This window comes from Variimorphobacter sp. HTMS_6 (assembly GCF_059717775.1).
Window position 1 is genome coordinate 3682188 of record NZ_AP046094.1, and the last position, 26689, is coordinate 3708876.

The following is a 26689-nucleotide window of genomic DNA, read 5'->3' on the forward strand; positions in this document are numbered from 1 at the left end:
AAAAATTAATAAATTATTCTATTTTATGAAACTTAGTATGTGTTTTCTGCAGATTAGGTATCCTTTGTTGATAAATTCTGGAAGAATTAGTATAGTAAAATCATAAGGAGGTGCAGTAATTTGAGAATTCATATCAATGAAGATCCTAACGTGACAGAGCTTGAGATAACCATTACTTGTAATCGCATCAACAGCGATGTCGAAAGTATTATATCCAAGCTTCGCGTTATGGATTTGAAGTTAACCGGCAAGAACAATAACCGAACCTATATCCTGGATGCCGCAAAAGTTCTCTATATCGATACCGTAGATAAAAAGACCTTTTTTTACACAAAACAGGATGTGTACGAAACAGACCTTCGACTATTTGAACTGGAGGAGCAATTAGCTGCACTTGACTTTATCCGGGCAGGGAAATCCTGTATCATCAATTTTCATCATATTCAATCGATCAAAGCTGATATAGATGGCAAATTATTAGTGATGATGAGCAATTATGAAAAACTGTACGTGTCCAGACAATATGCACAAAATGTAAAAAAGAAGTTAGGGGTGAAATCATGAATTATAAAAATCATGAAAAATATAATTTTATTGCACAAGTAATGATACTATTTGCATTTGATATACTCTTTCTTATCATTATTGCTTCATTATTTGGTGAGGGAGCGAAAGAAATCTCTACGTTATATTCTTTGGGTTCGAAGGGGTTATCCATGTCCACCTTATTAGAGTTTTTATTAAACTCTTTTATCGTTATATTTTTTAAAACGATATTTTTCTCAGAATATATATTTAAGCACATGATGGCATTATGGCGGACAATACTTATGTTATTTAGTATTTTTTCCTCTAGCATAGTCTTTATCATTGTATTCGATTGGTTTACGCTAAATAATTTAGAGGCCTGGATTGGTTTTATATTATGTTTTATGCTTGGATTCTTCGGAAGTATGATCTTTATGATTATCAAGACAAGGATGGATAGTAATAAATACGATGAACTTTTATCGAATTATAAAAACGAGCATGGAGGGGTTGATGATGCAGAATAGTATTAACATTCAAAAGGTTTCAAAATCGTTTGGAGAAAAGAGAATTTTAAATGAGGTCACTTTACAGGTTGCCGAAGGAGAAATCTTTGGACTGTTAGGGCCCTCCGGCGCAGGTAAAACAACTTTAATCAAGATATTAACTGGTCAACTATCCTATGAGGGTATATCAGAAATTCTAGATCAGCGCTGTAATCGGCTAAACCGGACTATTTACTCAGAGATCGGAATGATGCTAGACAGTTCAGGAACCTACGATCGCTTGTCCTGCTATGATAATATGCTGCTGTTTGCTAAACTTCATGGGGTAAATAAGGCTATGATACATAAAGCTCTTAAACAGGTAGGGTTAACCGATAGTAAAATCCCCGCAGGCAAGCTGTCTAAAGGAATGAAGCAGCGATTGGTGCTGGCACGCTCAATTATGCATCACCCAAAGATCCTCTTTCTGGATGAACCAACCAGTGGTCTTGACCCTTCCACCGCTGAGGAAATCCATAAACTTTTATTAACGTTAAAGAATGAGGGCTCCACCATATTTTTGACCACACATAACATGGAGGAAGCCTATCAGCTCTGTAATCATATCGCTCTTCTTAATGACGGGAACATCGTAGAATTTGGTGTTCCTGAGGAGATATGCAGAAAGTATAACTCACGTAATAACGTGACTATATTAAGTAAAGATGGTAAACGAGTTACCTTAACCAATCATCCCGATTCCGCTGAGGCGATCGCTACCTACTTTTTAGAGAATAATGTGGAAGCAATTCATTCCTCTGAACCAACCTTAGGAACCGTCTTTATGACTTTAACCGGAAAGGAGTTAAACGTATGATTCGTATACAAAACATTCAAGCTCTTTTTATAAAGCAAATTAAAGATTTCTTAAAAAACACTCCAATTCTGGTACTGTTTCTCGTTTATCCCATCATTGCGATTATGATGACAAGCGCTATGGGAAAACAATCTGGAGCCGGAGAATTTATAACCATCTTTGCAACAATGCACTGCGTATTTTCCCCTGCTGTCTCAGCTGCATGCATTCTCGCTGAGGAGAAAGAGCAACATACACTACGCCTTTTGATTATGTCTAATGTAACACTTAGAGAATACTTTATCAGCATCGGTGGTTTTATTTTGATTGCCAATCTGATCACTGGGGTCAGCTTTCTATTTTTACTAAACTATGATTTAGTCTCATCGCTAATCTTCATGGGTTCTTTGTCAATGGGCAGCTTAATCTCCACAATACTCGGCTTTTGTATCGGTTTATATGCAAAAAATGCTTCCGCCGCCAATGGCTTGGCCGTTCCCTTCGGTATGATATTCGCTTTTTTACCTATGCTAGCAAGCTTCAATAAGGGCATCGAGTCAGCATCCCGCTTCACCTTTGGCCAGCAGATAACATATCTTCTAAAAAATAATCGAATAGATGTATTCGGAGTCATTATCATTACAGTCAACATAATGATACTAATCTGTTTAGCAACTGTACTATACAGAAAAAACTTAACTGAGGAGTAACTTATAGAAATAAGGATATATGTTTTGCATTTCTAATCAACACTTTAATCTATGAATATTAACAAAAAGATATTAACACCAGAGCTTCTACACTCGAATTATCAAGATTTAACAGTTACCTTCATAAACATACTTCAGATGCTTTCGAGCTACTTCTGCAAGACGATATACCTGATCGACCGGAGTTGCCTCCTTATCCGACATCTTCCACCGAGGAAAAAATCGGGAGATATGGAGCACAATATCCGGTCGTATTCCTGCAATCCAACCACTTAATCGTTCCATCTCCTCCTCCGAGTCATTCTCCTTAGGTACAATCAGTGTTGTAACCTCAACATGCGTTGCCTGAGCCGCCAGCGCAATTGTACGCTTTACGGTCTCTAAATCTCCACGAAGCTTATGATAATATTCTTCTGTAAACCCTTTAAGATCTATATTGAAGGCATCGACAATCGGTAATAGCTCCAACAAGGGCTCTTCACAGAGATAACCATTCGTAACCACAACATTCTTAAGACCTTGCTGTTTTGCAAGAACAGCACAGTCTCTGACAAATTCAAATCCAATTAACGGCTCATTATAAGTATAAGCGATTCCGATATTCCCAACACTCTGATAATACAAGGCTTTCTCCACTAATTGATCGCAGGAAAGAGCCGCACTTTCAACCCCCTCATTACCCACCATTGAGATATCACAATTTTGACAGAAGGGACAGTTCAGGTTACAGCCGTAGCTACCCACGGATAGAATTTTACTTCCCGGATGAAAGTGGTATAGTGGCTTCTTCTCAATCGGGTCCAGTGCCATGGCAGTAATCCTGCCATAGTTATCACAGATTATACACCCTCCTTGGTTTTTTCTACCCTTACATAGACCGGTATGACCTTCTTCTATCTTGCAGTGATGTGGACAGATATTACATTCCGTTCTCATTTATGTCTCACCACCTCAAAACGCTCCATCGTATACGCTTCATTATCATAGATGCCGGCCTTTTTTCTTGCAATATCAATCTGTTGATCGACGGAATCTACCCCCTCCAAGTTTGGTAAAAGCAATCCTCTCTTTCTTCCTGAAGTTACAATAACACCATAGCGGTGAACATCTAGCTCCTCTTTTGAATGGATCGGCTCCGGCTCTGCGAGCACATCCACGCTATATACCAGTTCGTCAAGTTCCTTTTCCGTTACTGGTGGAAATCTCGGATCCTCTAGGCCCGCACTGATTGCATTCCGAAAGATTTCATTAGCCACACTTGATGTAACCGGTGCAATCGTACCGATACACCCCCTAAGGCTTCCATGTTTCTTGAGGGATACAAACACTCCTGCCTTTTTATTCATCAGCTCCCCCGGTAAATCCTGTGGAAGCTTTGCATGTTCGCCGGTTACAATGTAAGTCTCTAAGGAAGTTCTAGCTAGATGCACGTAGATATCCTCTGTTCTTTGACGTTCTTTTGCTAGTGCTCTTTGCTTTTCTTCAAATATCTCATCGAAATTCCTGCTCTCTGCTTCCCCTGTTATCTTAAACTCACAGATCGCATAACCCACACCAAAGGTTCCTTCATAGGATAGAAAATCAGTGGTAACAGACTTTCCGGATAATGCCCCCGCCATAATAACAAAGGATCTCAAACCACACTCTGCTGCAGATTCACATACATCCGGGGACATCTCAAGGAACTTCAAAAAATCTCCCTCCTTCATCGCCTCTGTGACTTCTCTGTCAAATTCGGGCCCTTCTTTTGTGAATCCGTAAGGTCCCTCTTCTTTTAGCTTGTGTGATAGATCCCCGCTGGCAACAAATACAATTCTCCGGTTCAGTTTCATCGCAGTTTTTTCTATGCACTGACCCAATCGGTAATGCTCTGTTAAGGCTAGGCCCGAGAGTCCGATTCTTACCAGTTCATAATTGTTCAGATATTTATTGATAAAATATAATGGCACCATTGTTCCATGGTCAAGAGCAGCATCCTTTTCACCTAAAGTACCTGCCTCCACTCCTACACGTTCTGCACACCCCTCCAAAGCCTCCACAAATTCTTCATCGTATGTGACATTAAAGGAGATATCCTTAGCACCGAATCTTGCAAAATCTCCTTTTGCGCCATCTCCCGGTGAAATATGAAAATAATCCGAGTACATAATGGAATGTGGAGTGGTAACTATAATTGTATCCGGCTTTAGCTCTTTGATTCTTTTTGCAATTTCATGATAGCTATCGACCGTTTGACTTACCTTCTTCTCTTGGCCCTTGCCCACTTCAGAGATGATGAGGGGTGGATGTGGCACAATAAATGCACCTAATAGTGGCATATTACTACCTCCGATTCTTTTTAACTTTTGCTTGATTTTCTTAATTCTATTTTTAACAGAATCTCTGATATTATCATATCGATATACTTCTTGTCCTATTTTTAACTTAACTCATACTTTATATTATTCTTTATATTTCCATTATAATAGTTTTTCTATCTTTCGAAAAGAGAGGAAATCACATGACTCGTGTCAGGTTCAACTAATATAAAACAAATCGAGACAAGCTTGTAAATCAACATACTATAATTCAGTTTCAAATAGAAATCTCCAACGGAAAGATACTTCTACCCATAAGCAAGGGAACAAACATCCTTCAATTGGAGATTTTATTAATTAACTAAAATACCAGGTTTGTAATAATGGTGCTGGCTACCACACCGCTGATCATCGCTACCAAGCAGCCCACAAGCGTATATCTCGTCTTCTTAACCCCGGCAGCCATAAAATATACCGCTAATGTGTAGAAGATCGTCTCCGTGCTGCTCATGATGATACTTGCAAGTCTCCCAAGATAAGAATCCGGTCCATGCTCCTTGAATATATCCAGCAACAGGCTATTGGCCGCCGAGGAAGAAAACATTTTAATAATTACAAGCGGAACCAGCTCTGACGGAAAATGCAGAAAGCTTGTAACAGGCTGCAAGATTCCAGCCAACCCATTTAACACCCCGGATGCTCTGAGAATTCCGATTGCAACCATGAGTCCAATCAACGTAGGAAGAATATCAAGAACGATCTTAAATCCATCCTTTGCCCCTGTGATAAAATCATCATATACGTCCTGCTTCATCAGAAGCCCCATGCCAATAATATAAAATAATATGAACGGAATCATATAATCCGATATGTAGATGAGAAATCTCATAGTTCAGATTTCCTTTCTCCTATTTGTTCTATTGTATGAGCTCCCGTTTTTACATATGTCAGTTCGTATAAGGTATGCAACATTACTTTGAAGGCCGTGCCGCATCCTTTTTCTTCGCGATATTCCTTGCCGTCACTGCAAACAGCACACCCACTATGGTTGAACAGATTGTAGCAACAAGCCCAGCTCCCAGAATTTCTGCCGGGTTAACCGAACCATATTGACTGCGGAATGCAATAATATTAACCGGTATTAGCTGAAGAGATGAGATATTTACTATTAGCAGAGTGCACATATCATAACTCGCCACATCTGAGTTTTTATTTAATTCCTTAAGTTCCTTCATGGCCATGAGTCCCATTGGGGTGGCGGCCCAACCAAGGCCCAATATATTTGCAATCATATTAGAAGCAATATGTTCGTTCGCCACATGACCTTTGGGAACATCAGGATACAAAAACCGGATTATGGGCATAAGTCCTCTTGTCATTGCTCCAATTAACCCACTTTTTTTTGCTATCTGCATTACACCGGTCCACATGGACATAATACCAAGCATTGCGATACATAATAGTACCGCTTCTTTTGAAGAATTAATTGTTGCTTTACTGATCTCCCCGATGTTTCCGTTTATCACTCCGATCGTAACTCCGAGAACAATCATATATCCCCATAAATAATTAAGCATTACGCTTTCTCCTTCAATTTTCATATAAATATACTTAAAATAGTATACGTTTTTAACAAAATTTTATGACTATCTTTGTAATATATTTTACATGATAGTACATATTATCCCAAATTGGCTCATTTTCTTCCTGATTTATGGTATTATGTGCATCCCTTTTCCATATATTGCTTATATTGTGCTATCTTTTGACAATTATTTTAGTTGACTATAATCAAAAGCTATGATATCTTAAATAAGGTTTATACAAATAATGTAATAAAGTTATCATAATTAATATTGTTTATTAACATGATTAATTAATGGTATCTTTCTTTATTTGTAGGACTTATATGATACATATTCTATTTTATTCCCCAATACACTAGAAAAAGGAGGCATACCATGAAGAGCACTGGTATTGTTAGAAGACTCGACGAGCTTGGAAGAATTACACTTCCTATCGAGTTAAGAAGAACGTTAGACGTTAGCGAGAGAGATCCATTGGAGATTTTTGTTGATGAAGGTAGAATTATCCTTCAGAAATATGAGCCAACTGATATCTTTAACGGAAACAAAGATAACTTAATTGAATTCCAAGGAAAGAAAGTTTCCAAGGAGACAATTATTGAGCTTGCGAAGATTGTAGGACTTATTCAATAGTACTTCAACCAACTAAGGTTTAAAAAAGAGCTGTTGCCAAGCAGACATCCAAAGGATAGCATTTATGCATCCTATTCGGTTGACTGTTCGCAACAGCTCCTTTTATCTTGCTAATCCAGAAGGCTTTGATAGATGTCACGTTTACTCACGCCTCTGTCTTTTGCAACCGCTTTCATCGCCTCTTTTTTATCAAGTCCTTTATCAAGATATATTTTCATATGTTCATTGATGTCCAATCGTTCCCACTGTTCCTGCTTTTCCTCTTCCATCTCCTGAACGGATCTTCCCTCCATAACCAGAACGAATTCTCCCTTCGGCTCCTGAAGCCCGAATGTCTGACATGCTTCCTCTAGAGTTGTCACCAATGCCTTCTCATACTTTTTAGTCAGTTCCTTAATTACGGTAATCTTACGATTCCCCAAAGCGTTGTATAACTCCTTCAGTGTCTTATTTAGACGATGAGGTGCCTCATACAGGATAATGGTTCGGGTTTCCGTCTGGAGCTCCTCTAGGATACGTTGTAGTTCTTTCTTATCCTGTGGCAAAAATGCCTCAAAGCAAAATCTTCTCGTAGACAGTCCCGACAGAGTCAGAGCCGTAACTGCTGCACACGCTCCAGGTAATGAAGTAACCTCAATCCCTGCCGCGTAGGCTTGTTTGACAAGCTCTTCACCGGGATCAGAGATACCGGGGGTTCCCGCATCTGTAATCAAAGCGATATTTTGACCCTCTAATAGCTGTTCTACTAGATATCTTGCTTTCTCCACCTTGTTGAACTCATGATAGCTTGTCATCGGTGTTTTAATTTCAAAATGATTGAGTAGTTTGATGCTGTGTCTAGTGTCCTCCGCAGCAATCAAATCTACTTCCTTTAAAATCCGAACTACACGAAAAGTAATATCCTCTAAATTACCAATCGGTGTTGCACATAAATATAATATACCGGACATTCAAATCGCCCTTTCTAATTAGAGTAAATCAAAACCACTTAGTATCCGTAGATTTCATAAATCTCATCTGTATAGACATTCGGTTCTTTATATACGATTAAAGGTGACTCCACTTTTACCATGGATTTTGCACCCTTAATACATTCCAACAATACCATATTGGGTTCTTTATCCACGTAGGGATATACTAGTTTCATTCTCTTAGGCTCCAGCTTATAATCCGTCAGCGTCTTTATAATCTCCACCAGGCGAAACGGTCTGTGGACCAAATAGAATCTGCCGTTTGGCTTTAATAATCTACTTCCTTCCCGAACAACATCCTCCAGAGAACATAGGATTTCATGACGGGCAATTGCTTTCGCTTCACCGGGATTTACAATTCCATGATTATGATTCATATAAGGTGGGTTACTTGTAACAACATCAAAGGAAGCCGGCCCAAAGCGGGCCGAGGCTTCCTTAATATCACCTAACACTATGTCTACTTTATCTTCCAGCTTATTTAGCGCAACACTTCTTCTCGCCATGTCAGCACTTTCTTCTTGAATCTCCAACCCAGTAAAATGCTTTCCCTGGGTTTTTGCCTCCAAGAGAATGGGAATGATGCCGGTTCCCGTTCCCAAATCAATCACTCTTTCACCCTGATTTACCTTTGCAAAACCGGAGAGTAATACAGCATCCATACCAAAGCAGAACTTTTTGGTATTTTGAATAATTTTATATTGATTCCTATGAAGGTCATCCACCCTTTCATCAGGCTTTAATAGTCCCTCCATCTCCAAATCTTTATTCATCATCAAGCAGGGATTTCCCTTCCTTCTTCTCTAACAATTCGAGCACCCTTAATTCCTCATCATCAATTGGTGATACGCGCTCTTTTCTCTTCTTTTGTTTGAACTTAAGGTCGTCCACCTTATACTCACGAACTTCCTTTTCATCATTTTCTAATGTAACAATCACTTTAACCAATTGCTTTAGGACACTTACGCTTTGAACTTCACCCCTAAGGTTATCATTCGTTGTAACAAAGTCTCCTACGTTAGGAAGCTTGCTGTTAAGCTCCTCATAAGCCTCTTCCTCGTTCTTAAGGCAGCACATTAACCTTCCACAGACACCGGATATCTTTGTTGGATTTAAAGATAGATTTTGCTCTTTCGCCATCTTAATGGATACCGGGGCAAATTCTGATAAATGGGTATGGCAACAAAGCGGTCTTCCACATATACCAATACCACCCACAATTTTTGTCTCATCCCTGACACCGATTTGACGAAGTTCTATACGTGTTTTAAATACCGCAGCTAAGTCCTTAACCAACTCTCTAAAATCAATTCTTCCGTCTGCTGTAAAGTAGAATAACACCTTATTGTTATCAAAAGTATATTCGGAATCAATCAGCTTCATCTCTAGACCATGCTTCTTGATCTTCTCAAGGCAGATATTAAAAGCTTCCTTTTCCTTCTCTTTATTCTTCTTTTCAACCCCATCATCCTCATCAGTAGCCTGACGAATCACCGGTTTTAACGGTTGAATAATCTTATTATCCTCAACATCTCTAGGCCCTAAAACCACATGCCCATACTCTATTCCTCTGGCAGTTTCGACAATTACATTGTCCCCCTGCTTAATTTCATAACCTGCAGGATCAAAGAAATAAACTTTTCCTGCCTTACGGAATCTAACTCCAATTACATTAACCATTGCTATTCTCCTTTATTGACAGTAGCATAAGTTCGATTGCAATATCAAAATTAACATTTGCTTTCAATCTAATCTTTGCTTTCTCCATAGCTTTTAATATTTTTTCTACGCCTTCATAGCTACGTATGCTGGCTTGTTTATTAATATAGGACAATTCCTCTTTGTATAATAAGAGATCAGGATTCTTTGTTGCCTTAAACATCAACACATCCCTGTACCACATTATCATTAAGTCGATATAGTCCTCAATATTATTCTTGTTCGTTGTTAGGAATTTTAAACCTGATACAACCTCATATAGTTCCATCTCATCGATAAACTTGAGGATGTGTAATACATTGCTCTTCATCTGATCAAAGTCCTCTGATGAAGCATACTTTAAAGCTTTTCCAACATTCCCTCCAGAAAATCCGGCTGCTACTTCCGACATATAATCCGGTATCTGATATGATTTCATCAAAAGAGTCTGAATGGATTGTTTATCAACCGGCTTCAGATTTAATACAACACATCTGGATAGAATTGTAGGTAAGATGGAGCTGATGTTCTCAACCAACAGAAGGATCACTGCGTATTCGGGAGGCTCCTCCATGGTTTTTAATAGTGCATTCTGGGCCTGTTCCGTCAGCTTATCCGCATCATCGATGATATATATTTTGTAAGGGCTGCTATACGGTCTTACATGAATGTCACCATTCACCTGAACTCTGATATCGTCAACGCCTATGCTTGCTTTTTCATGGGTTACCCATATCACATCGGGATGGTTTCCAGAATCTATCTGCATACAGGATTTACATCGGTTACAGGATATAATTCCTGCCTCCTCACATAGTAGGGTCTTTGAGAATGCGGTTGCCAAAGATTTTTTTCCCATACCCTCTTCCCCATGAAATATATAGGCATGAGAAACCTTATTCGATATAATAGCGTTCTGTAAGTGCTGCTTGATACTTTCGTGTCCGATAATTTGTTCAAAGCCTTGCATTTTCATCACCTGAGCCTTTCGATTAAGAATAAATTTATAGCAAATATCTACTTGGGCTTATGTTAAAATATCTAGTAGCATCCCTCTGATCTCATCAATTTTATTAAGAATTGCTAAATGATCCTTTTCATCTTTTATCAATTCTTCTGCCAATTCGTCCAGATTTTTATCCACCAGTTTAATCATTGCATATACTCGATGCCTTCCCTTTTTATCTAGAAAGTTCTCTCTTGAAAATTTATGTGAGCGATTTACAATTTCATTCATAAACTCTCGTATTAATTCCCTATAATGCCTCATGTCCTTGACGTCCATGTGTTTGGCAATTTTCTTACCATGTGCTGATATCTCATTCAATATGGCTTTTAAGGTGTTTTGCAATTCCTGTTCCTCTATATGAGAAATTAACGTAAATTTAAAATTACCATCATTCTCCGGAACCGGAGCTTTCGGTTCCACTGGATTAATCGGCTGAGTTTGGTTTATTTTAATATCCATGTTTCCCCTCCAATCGCTTCCGTAACAATATCCGTGCTGATACTAATCATATCATACAATTTCCAAACATTACAGCAATTTTTTAACATCTCGGATAATCTCCTGCAAGCATTCTTCTATGTCAATGTTCTCATATCTTTTGATTATGCCGTTCCTCCTCAGATTATCTTCTGAAAAGTCTTCCTCATCAGCCAGGAATCGTCTGCACATTTCAGCATATTTGGGCTGTCCCTGTATTTGTTCTCTTTTTATGGCTCTCATTAAGCGAAGTCCGTCCTCAACTTCCACATAGATCGGCACCACTTTCTCTTGACCAAAATACTCACGAATCTGCTCATAGGTTTCTAATGTTCCTATCATAAGATAATTTGCTACTTCCAGATTGATTTGTCCGTCATTTACCGTAAAATAGTGCCATATTCCATGCACCGTATGATAGGAGCGATGTTCAATTATCTTCTTGTTATTATTAAGCTTTTGCAATGCCTCTTCATCCACAAAATGATATTCTACTCCATCGATTTCTCCCACCCGAATCGGTCTTGTTGTATACATTACGGCTGTTTTTAAATTAATATCGTCGCACTCTAGCAATCTCTTATATATGGTGTCTTTTCCTGTTGCACTCTTTCCCATTACAATAAAGATCTTTGACATATATTATCCTTTCTGTCCCTTATTATTCCCTGTCTTTATGCAAAACTTCAATCTCGTTATTTTTACCGAGTCCCGTAATATTTATGTTGTTTTGAATAATTGACTGAATATACTCCACCGTTTGTATATCAATTCTCTCCCCCGGTACTAAGATCGGTGAACCAGGCGGATACATACAGATAAAAGAAGCGCATATTCTTCCCACACTATCTATTAGCGGAATCCAATCACTCGGGGTCTCCATCGCTTCTGATATCAGCATCGCGCACTCCGGTTTTATGGCTTCCATTCTAGTCTTATTATTCGGTAATCCTATTGACATGTGTTCATCTACTGAAAGAAGCGCTTCAGATAATCGCTTAAATCCTTCCGGTTGATCCCCAATTGATGTCATGGCTAATATATATTCCGGTGTTTCCATCTCCATTACGATGTGATACCTGTTATATAGAATACTCTGTAATTGATGTCCGGTCATATTGGTATCACGAACAGAGATTGTAATCTTTGAAGGATCTACATCAAAAACTCCGTTTTGATCGATAAGATCACGTTTTAGAATGCTCAGATGTTTTAGCTGATTCATCTTTTGATAAAATTCAGTTAACTCAAGGTAGTACGTATTAAATAACTCATCTCTCTTTTCTTCTAATATATTAATGCATCGTTCAATACCTGCCATCAGGAGATAAGATGGGCTACTGCTTTGATAAACAGCAAGGTATTTTTGTATTCTAGGGTTTAACTGCTCCACATTGGAATGTAACACTGCCGTCTGAGTAAGGGAGGGAAGTGTTTTATGAAGACTTTGAATTACAACATCTGCTCCTAATTGAATAGCACTCTTTGGGAATTTCTTATGAAATCCAAAATGAGCACCATGTGCCTCATCCACCAACAGATATGCTCCATGCGTATGAACGATATCTGCAATCTCTTTAATATCCGACACGATTCCTTCATAGGTTGGAGAAGTAATAACCACTAACGAGATGTCCTTATGTTTTATCAACAACTCCTCTATGTCATGGGCCAGAATTCCACCGTACACTGACATACCTTCGATTTTAGGTGGATAATAATAAACCGGTTGTAATCCTCTTAACTCTATTGCATGATAGACTGACTTGTGGCAATTCCTTGCAACAATTACTCTAGCTCCATAATTCGTTAAAGCAGATATTCCAGACAGAATCCCGCAGGTACTCCCATTCACAAGGGGGTATGACTTCTTTGCACCGTATAAGGCAGCAATCCGAAATGATAAATCCTTTAGAATTCCCTCTGCCTGATGAAGGTTATCAAACCCTTCAATTTCAGTGATATCGATGGCATAAGGGTTGATCATCTGCATCAACTTCGTATTGCGCTTGTGACCCGGCATATGCATCGGATAATAATCCAGTTTGCTGTTCTCAACCAGTTGATCGTATAAATTATCCTTTGCTTTCATGCTATTCCTCACATTTATTTAATAATCGGTTTGGTCCCTTTTGATACTTTTGCTTATACATTTTTGAGTCCGCTATAATGATACAATCCTCAATTGTGATAGAATTGCTTGGCTTTATAATGCTTATGCCATAGCTGACTTTTACCTTAAAATCATAGCCGTTGGCTCGATTGAATTTATCGATATCCTCTTCAAATTTTTGAATAAATCGGTCTGCTTTATCCTGATCATAATTCTTACCGATAACCACAAACTCATCTCCGCCGACCCTCATGCAGATTTCACCTTCAGTCGCTGCATATCTTAATGCATCCGCAGCAACTTTAATTGCGATATCTCCTTTACCATGACCATAATTGTCATTAATGTGCTTTAATTTATCCATATCAGCAGTGAATACCATCAAGTTGTTTTCTTTTTTTATACATTGTTGAAGATACTTGTTTCCCAGAGTTTCAAGGGCTCTTCGATTATACAGATTAGTCAGCTCATCCTTAATAGACATATCCTCCAGCTTAGTCACCAACCGATTCAATTCGTTATGAATTCGGATGTTTTCTAACGTATTGCATATATTTATCAACCAGCCTTGGTAGGAGAATTGATATCCACCACCATCTTGAAAGCTGATAGCAGTATAACCAAAGCATACCTCCCGATAATGTATCATATTAAAAAAGAATATCTGCGGATCACTATCTCCATAAATCGGTGGGAGCAAATGGGGGCTTAAAAATTCCGTTTTCTCAAGCCACTTTCCGTTTTTTAGGCCCACTTCCATTATTATCTCTTTTCTATCGGATTGCTTAAGAGTTTCCCCTTTGGCATAAATATCCCAGTCCTTATAAAGCATCATATAAAAGCTGGAAAACCCTTCATTCATGTTCGTATAACTGGAAAGTCGCTTGTCCAATCTCTCTAAGGTAGTGATGCTGGTCAACTCTACTGACATCAATGCATTATTATAATTATCTTTTTCTAAATCTTCTATTTTACTTATTGTACGATTTCGCTTCGTTGTTTTTTTATAATTCTTAATATGTCTTTTACAACCACAGGATTCCCTGATGATTGGTGATGTATCCAGATAGGATATCTTATCCTGTGGGATTCCCTCGTTATGGTTATGTATTTTATTAACCGCCTCAACGCCCATATCATAATTTGGCATATTCACCGTGGTAATAGGTGGATAAAAATCTTTGGACAATAATATATTATCACAGCCTGAGATCGCAATATCATCCGGGATTGATATACCGCGCTTGGACAACTCCGTACCTAATGCGATGGCCATATAGTCATTACCACATATAATCGCCTCCGGAAGCTCCTCTTCTCCATCAATCCATTTCTCAACTGCCCGTTTGGGTGATGTTTTCCAAAAGTCTCCATAATAAACTCTTTTTTCTTCAAACGGTATATTATTTTCTTCTAAAATACATTTATAAGTATTTAATCTCTTACTGGATGGCGTATTATCTTTCGGCCCAGTTAAGAAATTAATTTTTTTGTAGCCATGATCTACAACAAAATGTCGAATGATATCTTCAAGTACGATATCGTCATCAATTAATATATTATAGTATTCATCCAGTTTTTGGCGTACACTAACCACAGGGCAACTACATTCCCTCCTGATATTCTCTACAATGCTGTTCAAAAACTTTGGTACATACATCGTATCAGGAAGTAATATAATACCATCTAACGTACTATATTTGGGTAGGTCAGCAATACTACGTTCTCCAATCTCGTATTGAAAATCGCCATATCCCAAAAAGTTTGTAAAGAACGCAACATTATAACCAAGTTCCACTGCTCGAGCGCATACCCCTCTGCAGACCTGATCCTGGTATTCCTGAAATTGTTGCGTAACAAAAACACCAATCGTTCTTCTTTTGTTCCCTAACATACACTTCTCCTAATGCCCATAATAGGTGACGCGATTTCATTGACGGGTTATACAAATACTATATTATTACTATATAACAATTTTCCAATAAAAACAAGTTTAACCCCTTATATTCATCCAAAACAACCCATATGGAACGTCGTTATCAGACAAAAAGAGAAAAGCGATGCGGCTCCTAATTTTACTGGGATACCTGCATCGCTTTTGTCCGATATTTTTAAGTAATATTCATGTTTATTTCTAATTTGTTTGAGGCTTTTTCATACTTTTGTTGATACATCAGACTATCAGCAACTCTCATACAGTTCTCTATGGTAGTATCGTGATCCGGTATAATCATGTAAAATCCATAGCTGACAAATACTCTTACATCATGTTGTTGTATTGTATTAAACCGATCAAGCTCATTAACAAAACGATTAATGAACTTATTAATCTTTCCATCATCATAATCAAAGCCGATTACCATGAATTCATCGCCGCCTAATCGAATACAGATCTCATCATCATCGGCTGCTTTTTGAAGAGCAACTGCAATTACCTTTAAAGAGATATCACCATAAAAATGTCCAAAGGTATCATTGATGTATTTTAATCGATCCATATCTGCAATAAAAACCATCAATTTCGATTGCCTGTCCACACATTGACTTAAGTACTTTTTTCCCATTGTTTCAAGCACTCTTCGATTATATAGCCCTGTCAGCTCGTCCCTAACTGACATATCCTCTAGCTTATATACAAGACGGTTTAACTCCGCATGAATTCTCACATTCTCCAGCGAATTGCTAACATTATTTAGCCAAGCAGGAAAAGTTCTCATAAAGGTTTGTATCCGGTTAAAGCTGATTCCTACGTATCCGAAGCAGTGTCCACCATGATGTAGTAATGCAAAGAAATAATTAAGTGGCCGGTCTTCAACGAACTCCTCCGGCAATAGTGCCTTTTTCTGTACTTTTAGTTTCGTATAATGAACATCATCCTTGATCCCTATCTCTGCAACAAATTCACTACCTAATAGAGCGGATTCGTCAACTTCATACGAATTATATTGATCCCAATTCTTATGCAGACACATAAAAAATCGATTGAAATTCAAATTACTGTTTACATAGATCCATAGTTTCTCTATAATATCATCTAATTTTGTCAAGCCTGTCAAATCTGTGGACATAAATGCATTCTGTGCAATTTCTGCCTGCAAAGTTTCACGTCCGTATATTAGGTTACTTCTTCTTGTATTGCTCTCTTGATACCAATTCTTTGTACATCCACAGGAATCCCGGTATAAGGTAATCGTATTCAAATAGGAGTCATGAGGTTGTGCCACACCCGTATTATGTTTATGAATTTTATTAACTGCTTCGATGCCCATCTCGAATATCGGCATCTTCGCTGTAGTGAGTGACGGGCTATAGTCAATCGCATCGTCGATATCATCACACCCGGAGACTGCTATCTGACCTGGTACAGCAATTCCACGCTCCTCAAGTGCTTTACATACCGAGATAGCCATGAAATCATTTGCACATATAATCGCCTGTGGCAACTCCTTATTACCGTCCAGCCAGCATTCTACTGCTTTCGCTCCAGAGTTCTTCCATAAGTCTCCATAATAAATCCTCTCGTCTTCAACCAGAATATTATGTTCTCTTAATACCCTTTTATAATTCTCCAACCTCTTGTTTGCAGCAATGTTATTCTTTGGACCGGATAAAAAATTTATTTTAGTAAATCCATGAACTTCTATAAAATGATGGATAATTTCATCTATTACTGTATCGTCATCAATCAATACACTATAATAATCTTCCATTTCCTTACGTACCGTTACAATAGGGCAATGGCACTTCTTGTGAATAGAATTTTTATATTTTTCTATCAATCCAGGAAGAATCATAATGTCAGGTGTAATAATAATCCCTTCAAGTTCCTCATAATTAGGAAGATCAACAACATGGATTTCACCTGCATCATAAGAAATCTGGCCAAAACCACCAGAGTTTGCAAAAAATGCCACATTATAATCAAGCTCGTTGGCTCTTTTCATAATCCCACGACTTAAGGTATCTTGATATTCTTCAAATATTTGGCAAATAAGTACGCCAATTGTTTTTTTATTATTTCCGAACATACCATCCCTCGATTCTTTAAGATCGTGCACATAAACAGAATTAATAGTATAATTATAAATATATATCATTTTTATCTTGATTTCAATAGAAGTGTGTGGTATACATCGCTATTTTGCTGTTTTTCTTCATCATTCGATAAATTTTGTCGCAAAATTAGGGCTATTACAAAATAATTGTTTATTATGTAACAGCCCTATGCGTTTACTTTTATAAATTTTTATCAGTTTAATCCTGATAATCTTCAGAATACTGGATCGCCTTCCCAGCTTTAAATGCGAACAGGATGGTTTCGATTGCCTGTGCCGTGATAACACGGTATTGAAGAAAGTACATCATATTATCTACAAAATCGATATAGTCTGATTTCTTTTCGTCCAGAATTAAAGTAGATATATTCTCATTATTTAAACATCTTAGCAAATATCCGGTAACAAACCGTTCGTTTGCAAAGGTTAAGTTATAATCCTCTAAATTATCCTTTACAATCATTAAAGGCTTTCTTTTAATTAGCCAGTACGCAGTATAAGAATAGATCTTCGTAGTACTAATTCTATCGATTCCATGAAATTGCTTTAACCGGTCAATATCTACAAAGTAATCAATAATCATCTGATTCAGTGCATTCTTAGAAATGGCCAAATAATCTTCATAATGATGACGCTTTATAAATTCAGTCATGTAATCCCATATTGTTGCATATCGATTCTGTATTCTCTCTTCACCAAAGGTATCAATTAAATACTGATATGTCTTGCTATTAAAGTTCTTATAATTGTCCATTGTAAGCCACCGTCCTAGTTTCAACATAGTTATAATATGACATCGTTTTAAGATACTTTGTGTAATTCCTAAAATCAATGTTTTCGCTCTCTAGCGTGTAGTCCTCATAATTATTCGGTAATACATGCTTTGATAACGTACCGTTCTTTATTGCAGAGATAAATTCACCGGCCGCGGCATCAGCTTCCTTACTATGATCAATAAACATATCTTCCCCTACCTTTCCGTTCTATTTCCTGATCTCTGTTTCATATTAATACAAATCATTGATATCCTTTACTGATTTTGAGGCGATACTTCGACTATGCAAATTATCATATTTTCTGCTTTCAATGAATTCATAAGTCGTCTTTTCTATACTTTTCTCAAGTGCTTTCTTATTATCCACCTTCTCATTCGGTACAGAAAATATTGATTCATCATAGTAGTCATGCATAAACATACTCAGCTCATCCGCCACCTCAGCGACCTTACTTAACAAATTAGAAGTACGATTTAGTACCAACTTCTTATTCCCTGCATAAAGCTTATAAACAAAGTCATGATCATTCTCACTCCAGGCCTCGTCAAACAACGTTCGAACCTGAAGCTCTATATAAGTACCAAGATAATTGATAATATAGTGATTACTACTATAGCCAGGGTTATTTTTTTCAAAATCAAAGATATCACGACCCTTCAACTCATAGCATTTGGTATTCTCCTCGTAACGGTAAAATACCTTCGGACGTTCTGCTAAAAAGGGGTAGTCGGCTTTTCCGATATAATCCTTCGCACGATTTTTAACGTACTTTTCTGTCCCTCTAAAGTAAAGATGCCAGATCAAATCATGAATTTCTTCCCATTGATAGCGATGACGAATTAAAATTCTGGCGCCTAATAGATCCATAATAACCTTTTGGTAAGTATCCTTAGTAATATTAGCATAATCCAGATCAGTGAAATCACTGCATTTTTTTTGAACAATCTTAACAATCAGACTCTCGGGACTTTTCATACGGTAACGCATGGAGTGCATCGCTGTCGGTGTTCCAAACTCTTCAATAAAGGAAGCGATAATCCTCTTTAAGCTTCCGTTTTGAATCTTCTGTTCATAATCCTCATAAATATCCTTGAGCGTATTCCACAGATTCGGATCCAATTTTTCAAGCTCGCAAAACTTGTCGGTTATCTTATTCTTTTGTAAAAACTGTTCTTTATTATCCACTCAATCACCACTTTTCCTTGAATATGCAAAAAAAGCAAGGATGGGTCTTCGTCGCTCCATCTTTGCTCGTCCATCGTATTATACCACAAAAGCTGGTAAATGTTAAGACGGAACATAAAAATGTGACAGGATTTTTCATTTTTTTAAGGTTTCTATTGCAACACTACCACCTCTAACGATTTCTATACGGTTGCAGTAATATTGATTCAACAACTTTATCAAATCATTATTCTTATCTTCGCTCTGTACACACTCTAATAATATACTGTTTCTTGCATAGTCCGTTATCGTAAGTCCATATATGTTTGCTATTCGAATAATCTCTTCCTTATCCGACTCGTTACAGTGCATTACCTTCACATATAATAATTCCTTCCTATGGGTTGGAATATCCGTATAGTCTACCACTTTAATAACCTCAACCATTCTGTTTAGCTGTTTTTTCATCTGCTCAAAGGTCATATCGTCACTGGTTAATCCAATCGTCATCCTCGATATCGTAGGATCCTCTGTCTCACCTACCGTTAAGCTGTCCAAATTATATGATTTGCCGGAGCATAGTCCGGATATCCTTGCTAGAACACCAATTTCATTTTCTACAAACAAACAAATCCATCTTTTCTTCATACATAACCTCCAACATGCAATATATTAATAAATATCTATTAACAATCCATAATCATATCCGTAAGCGGTTTCCCTCCCGGAACAATTGGTAATACATTTGCTTCTCTCTCAATCATAAATTCTATAATCGTTGGGCCAAATTTGTTCTGCTTTGCCTGGGCAAAAGCCTCTTCCATTTCTTCAATTCGTTCAACGCGAATACCTTTTGCATCGTAGCTCTCTGCCAATCGAATAAAATCCGGTGAGTACTTCGGACAACACTGATCCGGGTTCATACAATCTCTATTACACCGTCTTCGATATCTAAGGCAGGTACCAGAATATCGCTTATCAAAGAACATCTCCTGCCACTGACGTACATTTCCTAGGTAGGAATTATTAAAGATGCAAATAACAATCGGCAATTCTAATGCAACAGCTGTTGCCATCTCCTGAATATTCATCTGTATTCCGCCATCACCCGTTATACAGATAACGTGCTTTTCCGGATTGCCAAGCTTTGCTCCAATCGCCGAAGGTAGACCAAATCCCATCGTTCCCAGCCCACCGGAAGTAATCAGTTGTCTATTTTCATCTAGCTCAATATATTGTGTTGTCCAAAGCTGGTTTTGGCCCACATCCGTAGTTATAATGGACTTCTCATACATACGGTTGATACAAGTAATAATAGCTTCCGGAGTAAGCCCTTCATAGCGATTCATATGAATTGGATATTGTTCTTTCCATCCCTGAATTAATGAGCTCCACTGAGTTATATCACAGGGCTTCGCTTCTTTCAGCATTTGCTTCAATGCATTCTTCGCATCCGCAACCACTGGGTAATCCACCTTAATATTTCTTGAGATAGAAGCCGAATCAATATCAATATGGACAATTGTTGCATTTTTAGCAAATTCACTGATCTTACCAGTGATTCGATCATTAAACCGGGTGCCAATCGAAAACAGTACATCACATTCACTGATTGCATGATTGGAAGCATAGCTGCCATGCATTCCGATGTTGCCGATATAATTTGGATGACTAGTTGCAATTGCCCCCCTTCCCATAATTGTGGTGATAACCGGAATACCGGTAATTTCAGAAAATCTAGTTAATTCCTTTGAGGCTCCTGATATATTTACTCCTCCACCGATCAGCAATACCGGCCTTTTCGCCGAATGTAAAACTTCCATAACACGTCTTATTTGCCCTACATGAGCACTGCTGTTAGGCTTATATCCCCGAATCGTTACGTTTTCCGGGTATTCACTGTCACCGTATTCCTGCTGGATGTCCTTCGGAATATCAATAACTACGGGACCCGGTTTTCCGCTTCTTGCGATATAGAAGGCCTTTTTTATGATCATTCCTAAATCTTTTCGATCTCTAACAGTAACCGCGTATTTGCATATGCTTCTGGTTATCCCGACAATATCAACCTCCTGGAAGGCATCGTTGCCGATCAGGTTTGTATATACCTGGCCCGTAAAGCATACTAATGGTACGCTGTCAAAGTTAGCCGTAGCAATTCCGGTTACCAGATTCGTAGCCCCAGGCCCGCTGGTAACCAGACATACTCCGACCTTTCCGGTAGACCTTGCATAGCCATCTGCCTCATGAATCAGTGCCTGTTCGTGTCTCGGCAAAATCACATCGATATCCGGATCGTTGTACAGGGCATCAAAAAAATCAATTGCCATTCCTCCAGGATAACCGAATAGAGTGTTTACACCCTCTTCTTTTAATGCTTTTACAAATAATTCAGTGCCTCTCATTTCCATATGGAATCCTCCTTTTCTTAACCTTTATTTTAGTAAATAAAAAACGCCCTAAGCTAAATCACTTTAGCTTAGGGCGAATATGTCATCCGTGTTACCACCTAAATTCAGATCGAATACATGGTATTCTATCTGCACTCTGCCAGTACGGATATAAATGGGTACTGACTTGAATAATCCAATCAGTACGGATATTACTATCGATACCGTTTTCCTTGTAACGGTGGAAACTCCGTTGAAGTCTACTAAAGATTTCTCTCGTTCGGTTCACTGCTCAGAGGCTACTTCACTAATATCCGAATGAAGATTCACACCAACCATCTTCTCTCTGAAAATCAGAATACTAACTACTTCTCCTCGTCATTGCCTTTATCTATATTCATATTTTTTACAATTCTATCATTAGCCAACCATAAATGTCAACCTTTTTTTATCTATTCGAATTGCACTGGCATTGCAACAGAATTTTTTGCGCTTCTTCTGCTTTTTACAACGGATAAGATAATCGTTAAAGACATAAATACTACTAATATTGCAAATAGTATTCCACCATTTCGAAGTACTTCACTCGTATCTGGAGAAGTTATTGCCTGTTTAAATAGTGCAACCGAATAAGTCATAGGCATAAATGGGAAGAGCTTGTTGAATAACTTCGGAACCGTCTCCATTGGGAAGGTTCCTCCGCAGGAAGTTAACTGAAGGATTAATAATACGATTGAAAGCAACTTTCCAACATCCTTCAAATGAACCATTAAAAACTGAACGATTGATATAAATACCAAGGATACTAGGCAAAGAGAGCCATAATATAATCCAACATTATCCACCTTCAGGCCCAAACCGAATTGAATTACCATTGCTAATGCAATTGCCTGAACTAATCCGATTATGAGAAACAAAAAGCTTCTGGCAACCTTATGTCCGGAGTCTCTAGATAGTATTTTAAACTTTCCTTCTGTATCAAGATAGATGCCTACGAACAGAATTAAGGCTCCTACCCATAGTGATAACGACATAAAGTATGGAGAAAATGCTGTACCGTAATTATTAATTGTGGTTACATTGTTTTGATCTACTGAAATAGGTTTTTCTGCATATGAGGACAGTCCGTCCAGTTTACTTAATTCTTTATCAGAATCCGTAATCGCAGTATCTACGCCATCCTTTGCTGTTGTAATACCGTCTGATAACTTCTTAGATCCTTCATTTAAATCTGACGCACCTTTTGCGATGTCCCCCGCTGCATCAGAGATCTTTCCGGTTGCACTGTTAACTTTATTCATACCGTTGCTTAATGAGGATGCACCCTTTGATAATGCATCGGAGCCTTCCTTCGCCTGATTAACACCGTCCGATAAGGTTGCAAGTGCACTTTTTAATTCCGGAAGACTTTGGCTTCCCTGTGATAATTGCCCGGTCGCTAATTTTATTTGTGAAGAAGCTCCTTTTAATTTCGTGCTTGCATCTTGAAGTGCCTTGATATTTTGTGCATTTGATGGATCCGACATTTTGATTACAAAGGCACGGAATGTAGGGTCAGCCATAATAGCCGGATTTACTTTTGTTACATATTGAGTTAAAAAGCTTGCTGTATCGTTTGCGGATGATATAAGCGCATCCACTCCTGTTGTATACAGGGTAAGGCTGGTATCAAAAGTCTGTGCACCGGTAGCGAGTTTTTTCGCACCTTCGCTCAGTTGATTTATATTTGCTGTACTGTCTTTAATCTGTTTTGCACCCTGCTGTAATTGCGCTAATCCTTTATTTAAATCAGATGCGCCGCTTGACAGTTGATCCGCTCCTTTTTTCGCTGATGTTATCCCAGCGCTATAATCCTTGAACTTTGTGTTAAATGTATCCGTACCATCACTTAAAGTATTAGATCCGTCCTTTAAATCCTTTGATCCGTCTTCCAATTTCCCTAATCCACTCTGTAGATCAGTCAGCTGATTTGGTACATCTTTTAGCTTGTCGCTAAGATTCTGAACGATTTCCTTATTCACATTGGAACGGGTCTCTTCCTCGATCTGAAGTACCGCTCTGCTTAATATCTGGCTAGCTAAATAGTTACGTTTTTCATTTGGTGAGTAGATAATGTTTGCGGTATGCTTATCTTCTGTACTAGCTGATGCTATATTACTAGAAAAATTATCAGGAATTGTTAACATAGCATAGTACTTTGTTCCTTCCGTTCCTACTTTTGCTTGTTTTTCATCAGTAAAAACAAATTTTAGCGTCCCATCCTCTTTTAATCTATCACACATTTCTTTGCCCAGATTGCGTTGTTCCCCATTAATCAGGGCACCCTTGTCGTTGTTAACAACCGCTACGGGTAGGGAGTCCAGCTTAGAATATGGATCCCAAAAAGCTCCTAAATAGAAGTAACTATATAGAAGCGGTACGATTATGACTGCTAATATGACAGCCGCACTAAATATCCTTCTCTTTGTAAATATTTTCATCCTCTATACCTCCAATATTTCGTTGTTGGGAAGTATATCACGCCTTTATAGGAATGTAATTAGACAGTAAATTTATCATGTATAAATTTTAGACAAAAAAAGAAATCTGACGAATTTTTTGACAGATTCCTGGTTTTGTCTATAGGACATAGAATTTATTATGATTATACTTGTATTAGAAATAATTCTTCGTGGAGGTTATTATGCTACTGGATGGCAAAATCAAACGAGTGGTTCTTATCGCTGCTGTAGACATCTGCATACATCGAGAAAAAATTTCTCCAAAAAGATGTGCACGTAATATTATCGAGCTAGGTACCTCAGCTTATCCCGATAAGCTGACCTCAAAGGAAAAGAACGATTTATACAATCAGCTACTTCCTGCCCTAACAGGTAAGGATATAGGGGCAATCCACACCTTGTTTTCTGATGCATTTTTTTAATGATCACTCTCTTGATTTTTCTTTCTTTCAAAATATCTTGTTATTGCAAACTTACCGGTACCAAGTGCCAGATTTCTAAGTTGTGAAGCGATATATTCTGGGGTTTCCTTCATCCCCTTCGAGACCCACGATGTTATGGTTCCGGTTATTCCATAAGAATAAAATTCAGCTATAAACCGAATCTCATCTTCATCCAGTTTGACATTTCTCTTTGCTATTCTACCAATAATTTCACAGAAAAGCTCACTAGTAACTTTCAACAAATACTCCTCGAATTCATTTTTAACTGAGGCTTTCAACGTATTCACATAGAAATATTCTTCCTCCTTCATTCGTTGTAGCATCTGAAGTACCTTCTCAGTACAATTATCATAGGTCAATTGGTCAGTAACTAATAAAATTAATTCATTATAGTAAATCCAGTTGACTAGCTCAAATTTATCTTGAAAATGATAATAGAAAGTTTGACGATTTAAGCCACAAGCTTCTGTGATATCGGATACTGTTATTTTATCAAAACTCTTCTTCTTTGCTAGTTCCTTCATCCCTGCAGCAATTGCTTTCTTCGTTATTAATGATTCGGACATAGTAGCACTGCCTTTCTGTTGCTCATTGATTCTTAATTGTATTATTCTTAAAATTTTGCTTTAGTTATTATAACATAGTTTCGAAAAAATGTCAGTTTATAATAACGTCTCAATTAGATACTGAGAATTAATGACGCTCCAAAGCTGAGGGAAGTAATTCATGATATTCCAGATTGCTGCTCCTCTATTACTATTGCTATTAATTAAACTCATAATTGCGTCCACTGTTCTTGCATCTACAAACCATACAATATGCTTACGAAGAATACCATTCTTATTCTCGGTATAGCGAAAATATGGTGTTTGAGACACCTCATCAAATTGTATAACTGCACCTACATTGTTTGCCAGTGTAATTACCGATTGAATAGATAACGATTTTGTTTTCGTAACTCCGGATACATAAGGAAGTTCCCAATCATAACCAATAGTCGTAATACCGACTTCAGATTTTCTTGAGGGAATCTTTGTATTCACATAATCCACAAAGTCCGAAATATTTTCATAAGACTCAACGGGAGCCGGTGGGCCATAGGTATATCCCCAATTAAAGTTAAGTAAAGTAAATCCATCCACTGTCTTACCCAATTGAGTATAGTCTATTTGCTCAAACGTTATGAAATTTCCTTCATATACAAAATTCTCTGATAATGTGATAAATATTGTATATCCTTCCTCATGCAAACGTCTTGTAAATAACTTTGCCATATTTTCATAGTACGGGCGGCTATCTTCAGTTATGAATTGATTCGTCAAATTAATACCTTTGTAACCCTTGGTTTTTAATAGCCGTAATATATTATCAATTATTTTTTTGATATTAGCATCGCTATAAATCAAACCATAGGCTGCATCCACACTTCCGATGCCCTGCAAATTTAAGGTTGAAAGCATCATAATTGGTACAACACGATATTCTTTTGCTAAGTTTATAATTTCATCATCATCATTTATATCAGCAATTTCTCCATCGTCTAAAATTCGATAGCCAAATACCGTTAAATATGTGAGAAAGGGTAATGTTTTCTTTAATACATCCATATTAACAAAAGGATTTACGTATCCGTTTGTTGTAACCCTTCCCTTAAGACTACCATAACTTATTACCAGGGTTTCACCTGGATAGATGTATTTTCTATCATTCAAATATGGGTTATTTCTTAATAACTGTAGTAAGGTTATACCATTTTCCTCTGCTATCTTGGATATTGTATCCCCTTCCTGCACAGTATAAGTCCTAAGAGGATTAGCTATAACAAGTGCCTGCCCGTGGACCAAATTCGTGGTTTCTGCCAATCCGTTATCCTGAAGAATTCGGACTGCTGAGATATTATATTTTTGAGCAATAGTTGAAATCGTATCGCCAGGCTGGACTATATGTATTATCATAACTGACCTCAATATTATATTAATAATATTATTAATATAATA

General features: G+C 37.7%; 27 protein-coding genes and 1 other annotated feature. Of the genes, 6 read left to right on the forward strand and 21 right to left on the reverse strand.

The genetic code is table 11. The annotated features are described in order from the left end of the window. Window positions 1-120: 120 nt before the first annotated feature. Genes AC6IWN_RS16605 through AC6IWN_RS16620 form a run of 4 tightly spaced genes read left to right on the forward strand, consistent with a single transcriptional unit; the run spans window position 121 to window position 2579 of the window. Window positions 121-564, forward strand: a complete 444-nt coding sequence (locus AC6IWN_RS16605) for a LytTR family DNA-binding domain-containing protein (protein ID WP_497988897.1) — start codon at window positions 121-123, stop codon at window positions 562-564. Beyond that, a complete protein-coding gene (locus AC6IWN_RS16610; protein ID WP_497988899.1) occupies window positions 561-1055 on the forward strand; it encodes a hypothetical protein in 495 nt (164 codons plus the stop codon). The genes AC6IWN_RS16605 and AC6IWN_RS16610 overlap by 4 nt, the downstream gene beginning before the upstream one ends. Then, on the forward strand, window positions 1042-1890 hold the full coding sequence (locus AC6IWN_RS16615; RefSeq protein ID WP_497988901.1) for an ABC transporter ATP-binding protein: 849 nt from the start codon (window positions 1042-1044) through the stop codon (window positions 1888-1890). Before AC6IWN_RS16610 ends, AC6IWN_RS16615 begins: the two co-directional genes overlap by 14 nt. Then, window positions 1887-2579, forward strand: a complete 693-nt coding sequence (locus AC6IWN_RS16620) for an ABC transporter permease (protein ID WP_497988902.1) — start codon at window positions 1887-1889, stop codon at window positions 2577-2579. The genes AC6IWN_RS16615 and AC6IWN_RS16620 overlap by 4 nt, the downstream gene beginning before the upstream one ends. Window positions 2580-2687: 108 nt before the next feature. On the opposite strand, the gene amrS is transcribed toward AC6IWN_RS16620, so the two are convergent. The 4 genes from amrS to AC6IWN_RS16640 all read right to left on the reverse strand — a co-directional run bounded on the left by amrS (window position 2688) and on the right by AC6IWN_RS16640 (window position 6453). Beyond that, on the reverse strand, window positions 2688-3515 hold the full coding sequence (gene amrS, locus AC6IWN_RS16625) for an AmmeMemoRadiSam system radical SAM enzyme (RefSeq protein ID WP_497988904.1): 828 nt from the start codon (window positions 3513-3515) through the stop codon (window positions 2688-2690). Beyond that, window positions 3512-4897 carry an AmmeMemoRadiSam system protein A gene (gene amrA / locus AC6IWN_RS16630; protein WP_497988906.1) on the reverse strand — a complete coding sequence of 462 codons (1386 nt, stop codon included), beginning with the start codon at window positions 4895-4897 and terminating at the stop codon, window positions 3512-3514. Before amrA ends, amrS begins: the two co-directional genes overlap by 4 nt. Window positions 4898-5237: 340 nt before the next feature. After that, window positions 5238-5765 (reverse strand): spore maturation protein, encoded by a 528-nt coding sequence (locus AC6IWN_RS16635; RefSeq protein ID WP_497988908.1) that lies wholly within the window; start codon window positions 5763-5765, stop codon window positions 5238-5240. Window positions 5766-5847: 82 nt separating this feature from the next. Further along, window positions 5848-6453, reverse strand: coding sequence for a nucleoside recognition protein (locus AC6IWN_RS16640; protein WP_497988910.1), 606 nt, complete (start codon window positions 6451-6453; stop codon window positions 5848-5850). A gap of 384 nt (window positions 6454-6837) precedes the next feature. Here AC6IWN_RS16640 and AC6IWN_RS16645 point away from each other — a divergent pair, with 384 nt between their 5' ends. Next, a complete protein-coding gene (locus AC6IWN_RS16645; protein WP_497988912.1) occupies window positions 6838-7095 on the forward strand; it encodes an AbrB/MazE/SpoVT family DNA-binding domain-containing protein in 258 nt (85 codons plus the stop codon). Window positions 7096-7205: 110 nt separating this feature from the next. Here the strand turns inward: AC6IWN_RS16645 and rsmI are convergent, their stop codons facing one another. The 15 genes from rsmI to AC6IWN_RS16720 all read right to left on the reverse strand — a co-directional run bounded on the left by rsmI (window position 7206) and on the right by AC6IWN_RS16720 (window position 24228). Continuing rightward, on the reverse strand, window positions 7206-8045 hold the full coding sequence (rsmI, locus tag AC6IWN_RS16650; protein ID WP_497988914.1) for a 16S rRNA (cytidine(1402)-2'-O)-methyltransferase: 840 nt from the start codon (window positions 8043-8045) through the stop codon (window positions 7206-7208). A 38-nt stretch (window positions 8046-8083) separates the two neighbouring features. Further along, the gene (locus tag AC6IWN_RS16655) at window positions 8084-8842 is read right to left on the reverse strand and encodes a tRNA1(Val) (adenine(37)-N6)-methyltransferase (protein ID WP_497988916.1); all 759 of its coding nucleotides are present in this window, start codon (window positions 8840-8842) and stop codon (window positions 8084-8086) included. Then, window positions 8832-9746, reverse strand: a complete 915-nt coding sequence (locus AC6IWN_RS16660) for a PSP1 domain-containing protein (RefSeq protein WP_497988918.1) — start codon at window positions 9744-9746, stop codon at window positions 8832-8834. Before AC6IWN_RS16660 ends, AC6IWN_RS16655 begins: the two co-directional genes overlap by 11 nt. Further along, window positions 9739-10734 carry a DNA polymerase III subunit delta' gene (holB, locus tag AC6IWN_RS16665; RefSeq protein WP_497988920.1) on the reverse strand — a complete coding sequence of 332 codons (996 nt, stop codon included), beginning with the start codon at window positions 10732-10734 and terminating at the stop codon, window positions 9739-9741. The genes AC6IWN_RS16660 and holB overlap by 8 nt, the downstream gene beginning before the upstream one ends. A 57-nt stretch (window positions 10735-10791) precedes the next feature. After that, on the reverse strand, window positions 10792-11232 hold the full coding sequence (locus tag AC6IWN_RS16670) for a YaaR family protein (protein WP_497988922.1): 441 nt from the start codon (window positions 11230-11232) through the stop codon (window positions 10792-10794). 69 nt (window positions 11233-11301) lie between these two features. Continuing rightward, window positions 11302-11889: a nucleoside/nucleotide kinase family protein gene (locus AC6IWN_RS16675; RefSeq protein WP_497988924.1), complete on the reverse strand. Its 588-nt coding sequence runs from the start codon at window positions 11887-11889 to the stop codon at window positions 11302-11304. A 22-nt stretch (window positions 11890-11911) separates the two neighbouring features. Continuing rightward, entirely contained in the window at window positions 11912-13342 is a 1431-nt protein-coding gene (locus AC6IWN_RS16680; RefSeq protein WP_497988926.1) for an aminotransferase class I/II-fold pyridoxal phosphate-dependent enzyme, read from the reverse strand. Window position 13343: 1 nt separating this feature from the next. Beyond that, window positions 13344-15257, reverse strand: a complete 1914-nt coding sequence (locus AC6IWN_RS16685; RefSeq protein ID WP_497988928.1) for a substrate-binding and GGDEF domain-containing protein — start codon at window positions 15255-15257, stop codon at window positions 13344-13346. A 217-nt stretch (window positions 15258-15474) separates the two neighbouring features. Continuing rightward, a complete protein-coding gene (locus AC6IWN_RS16690; RefSeq protein WP_497988930.1) occupies window positions 15475-17391 on the reverse strand; it encodes a substrate-binding and GGDEF domain-containing protein in 1917 nt (638 codons plus the stop codon). Window positions 17392-17617: 226 nt separating this feature from the next. Beyond that, window positions 17618-18172 carry a hypothetical protein gene (locus AC6IWN_RS16695; protein WP_497988932.1) on the reverse strand — a complete coding sequence of 185 codons (555 nt, stop codon included), beginning with the start codon at window positions 18170-18172 and terminating at the stop codon, window positions 17618-17620. After that, window positions 18159-18380 (reverse strand): hypothetical protein, encoded by a 222-nt coding sequence (locus tag AC6IWN_RS16700; protein ID WP_497988934.1) that lies wholly within the window; start codon window positions 18378-18380, stop codon window positions 18159-18161. The genes AC6IWN_RS16695 and AC6IWN_RS16700 overlap by 14 nt, the downstream gene beginning before the upstream one ends. Before the next feature lie 45 nt (window positions 18381-18425). Next, entirely contained in the window at window positions 18426-19379 is a 954-nt protein-coding gene (locus AC6IWN_RS16705; RefSeq protein ID WP_497988936.1) for a RelA/SpoT-related domain-containing protein, read from the reverse strand. Between the two features lie 135 nt (window positions 19380-19514). After that, window positions 19515-20006, reverse strand: a complete 492-nt coding sequence (ilvN, locus tag AC6IWN_RS16710) for an acetolactate synthase small subunit (RefSeq protein WP_497988938.1) — start codon at window positions 20004-20006, stop codon at window positions 19515-19517. 38 nt (window positions 20007-20044) lie between these two features. Further along, the gene (gene ilvB / locus AC6IWN_RS16715) at window positions 20045-21769 is read right to left on the reverse strand and encodes a biosynthetic-type acetolactate synthase large subunit (protein WP_497988940.1); all 1725 of its coding nucleotides are present in this window, start codon (window positions 21767-21769) and stop codon (window positions 20045-20047) included. 66 nt (window positions 21770-21835) lie between these two features. Then, window positions 21836-22139, reverse strand: a binding site (T-box leader). Between the two features lie 61 nt (window positions 22140-22200). Continuing rightward, complete coding sequence (locus AC6IWN_RS16720; protein WP_497988942.1) at window positions 22201-24228, reverse strand: YhgE/Pip family protein; 2028 nt, start codon at window positions 24226-24228, stop codon at window positions 22201-22203. Window positions 24229-24431: 203 nt separating this feature from the next. Here AC6IWN_RS16720 and AC6IWN_RS16725 point away from each other — a divergent pair, with 203 nt between their 5' ends. Next, the gene (locus AC6IWN_RS16725; RefSeq protein ID WP_497988944.1) at window positions 24432-24671 is read left to right on the forward strand and encodes a hypothetical protein; all 240 of its coding nucleotides are present in this window, start codon (window positions 24432-24434) and stop codon (window positions 24669-24671) included. Here AC6IWN_RS16725 and dhaS read toward each other — a convergent pair. Continuing rightward, window positions 24668-25258: a dihydroxyacetone kinase transcriptional activator DhaS gene (gene dhaS, locus AC6IWN_RS16730; RefSeq protein WP_497988945.1), complete on the reverse strand. Its 591-nt coding sequence runs from the start codon at window positions 25256-25258 to the stop codon at window positions 24668-24670. The two genes, AC6IWN_RS16725 and dhaS, sit on opposite strands and share 4 nt — an antisense overlap. 96 nt (window positions 25259-25354) lie before the next feature. Then, the gene (locus tag AC6IWN_RS16735) at window positions 25355-26647 is read right to left on the reverse strand and encodes a LysM peptidoglycan-binding domain-containing protein (RefSeq protein WP_497988947.1); all 1293 of its coding nucleotides are present in this window, start codon (window positions 26645-26647) and stop codon (window positions 25355-25357) included. Window positions 26648-26689: the final 42 nt, after the last annotated feature.

What these genes read in the sequence shown, in the direction of transcription:
- AC6IWN_RS16660 (WP_497988918.1), bottom strand. Translation starts at nt 9,746, where the DNA reads ATGGTTAATGTAATTGGAGTTAGATTCCGTAAGGCAGGAAAAGTTTAT.
- ilvB (WP_497988940.1), bottom strand. Translation starts at nt 21,769, where the DNA reads ATGGAAATGAGAGGCACTGAATTATTTGTAAAAGCATTAAAAGAAGAG.
- ilvN (WP_497988938.1), bottom strand. Translation starts at nt 20,006, where the DNA reads ATGAAGAAAAGATGGATTTGTTTGTTTGTAGAAAATGAAATTGGTGTT.
- AC6IWN_RS16685 (WP_497988928.1), bottom strand. Translation starts at nt 15,257, where the DNA reads ATGTTAGGGAACAAAAGAAGAACGATTGGTGTTTTTGTTACGCAACAA.
- AC6IWN_RS16655 (WP_497988916.1), bottom strand. Translation starts at nt 8,842, where the DNA reads ATGATGAATAAAGATTTGGAGATGGAGGGACTATTAAAGCCTGATGAA.
- AC6IWN_RS16675 (WP_497988924.1), bottom strand. Translation starts at nt 11,889, where the DNA reads ATGTCAAAGATCTTTATTGTAATGGGAAAGAGTGCAACAGGAAAAGAC.
- AC6IWN_RS16670 (WP_497988922.1), bottom strand. Translation starts at nt 11,232, where the DNA reads ATGGATATTAAAATAAACCAAACTCAGCCGATTAATCCAGTGGAACCG.
- AC6IWN_RS16700 (WP_497988934.1), bottom strand. Translation starts at nt 18,380, where the DNA reads ATGTTTATTGATCATAGTAAGGAAGCTGATGCCGCGGCCGGTGAATTT.
- AC6IWN_RS16690 (WP_497988930.1), bottom strand. Translation starts at nt 17,391, where the DNA reads ATGTTCGGAAATAATAAAAAAACAATTGGCGTACTTATTTGCCAAATA.
- holB (WP_497988920.1), bottom strand. Translation starts at nt 10,734, where the DNA reads ATGCAAGGCTTTGAACAAATTATCGGACACGAAAGTATCAAGCAGCAC.
- amrS (WP_497988904.1), bottom strand. Translation starts at nt 3,515, where the DNA reads ATGAGAACGGAATGTAATATCTGTCCACATCACTGCAAGATAGAAGAA.
- AC6IWN_RS16610 (WP_497988899.1), top strand. Translation starts at nt 561, where the DNA reads ATGAATTATAAAAATCATGAAAAATATAATTTTATTGCACAAGTAATG.
- amrA (WP_497988906.1), bottom strand. Translation starts at nt 4,897, where the DNA reads ATGCCACTATTAGGTGCATTTATTGTGCCACATCCACCCCTCATCATC.
- rsmI (WP_497988914.1), bottom strand. Translation starts at nt 8,045, where the DNA reads ATGTCCGGTATATTATATTTATGTGCAACACCGATTGGTAATTTAGAG.
- dhaS (WP_497988945.1), bottom strand. Translation starts at nt 25,258, where the DNA reads ATGTCCGAATCATTAATAACGAAGAAAGCAATTGCTGCAGGGATGAAG.
- AC6IWN_RS16620 (WP_497988902.1), top strand. Translation starts at nt 1,887, where the DNA reads ATGATTCGTATACAAAACATTCAAGCTCTTTTTATAAAGCAAATTAAA.
- AC6IWN_RS16695 (WP_497988932.1), bottom strand. Translation starts at nt 18,172, where the DNA reads ATGGACAATTATAAGAACTTTAATAGCAAGACATATCAGTATTTAATT.
- AC6IWN_RS16615 (WP_497988901.1), top strand. Translation starts at nt 1,042, where the DNA reads ATGATGCAGAATAGTATTAACATTCAAAAGGTTTCAAAATCGTTTGGA.
- AC6IWN_RS16735 (WP_497988947.1), bottom strand. Translation starts at nt 26,647, where the DNA reads ATGATAATACATATAGTCCAGCCTGGCGATACGATTTCAACTATTGCT.
- AC6IWN_RS16640 (WP_497988910.1), bottom strand. Translation starts at nt 6,453, where the DNA reads ATGCTTAATTATTTATGGGGATATATGATTGTTCTCGGAGTTACGATC.
- AC6IWN_RS16680 (WP_497988926.1), bottom strand. Translation starts at nt 13,342, where the DNA reads ATGAAAGCAAAGGATAATTTATACGATCAACTGGTTGAGAACAGCAAA.
- AC6IWN_RS16720 (WP_497988942.1), bottom strand. Translation starts at nt 24,228, where the DNA reads ATGAAAATATTTACAAAGAGAAGGATATTTAGTGCGGCTGTCATATTA.
- AC6IWN_RS16645 (WP_497988912.1), top strand. Translation starts at nt 6,838, where the DNA reads ATGAAGAGCACTGGTATTGTTAGAAGACTCGACGAGCTTGGAAGAATT.
- AC6IWN_RS16635 (WP_497988908.1), bottom strand. Translation starts at nt 5,765, where the DNA reads ATGAGATTTCTCATCTACATATCGGATTATATGATTCCGTTCATATTA.
- AC6IWN_RS16725 (WP_497988944.1), top strand. Translation starts at nt 24,432, where the DNA reads ATGCTACTGGATGGCAAAATCAAACGAGTGGTTCTTATCGCTGCTGTA.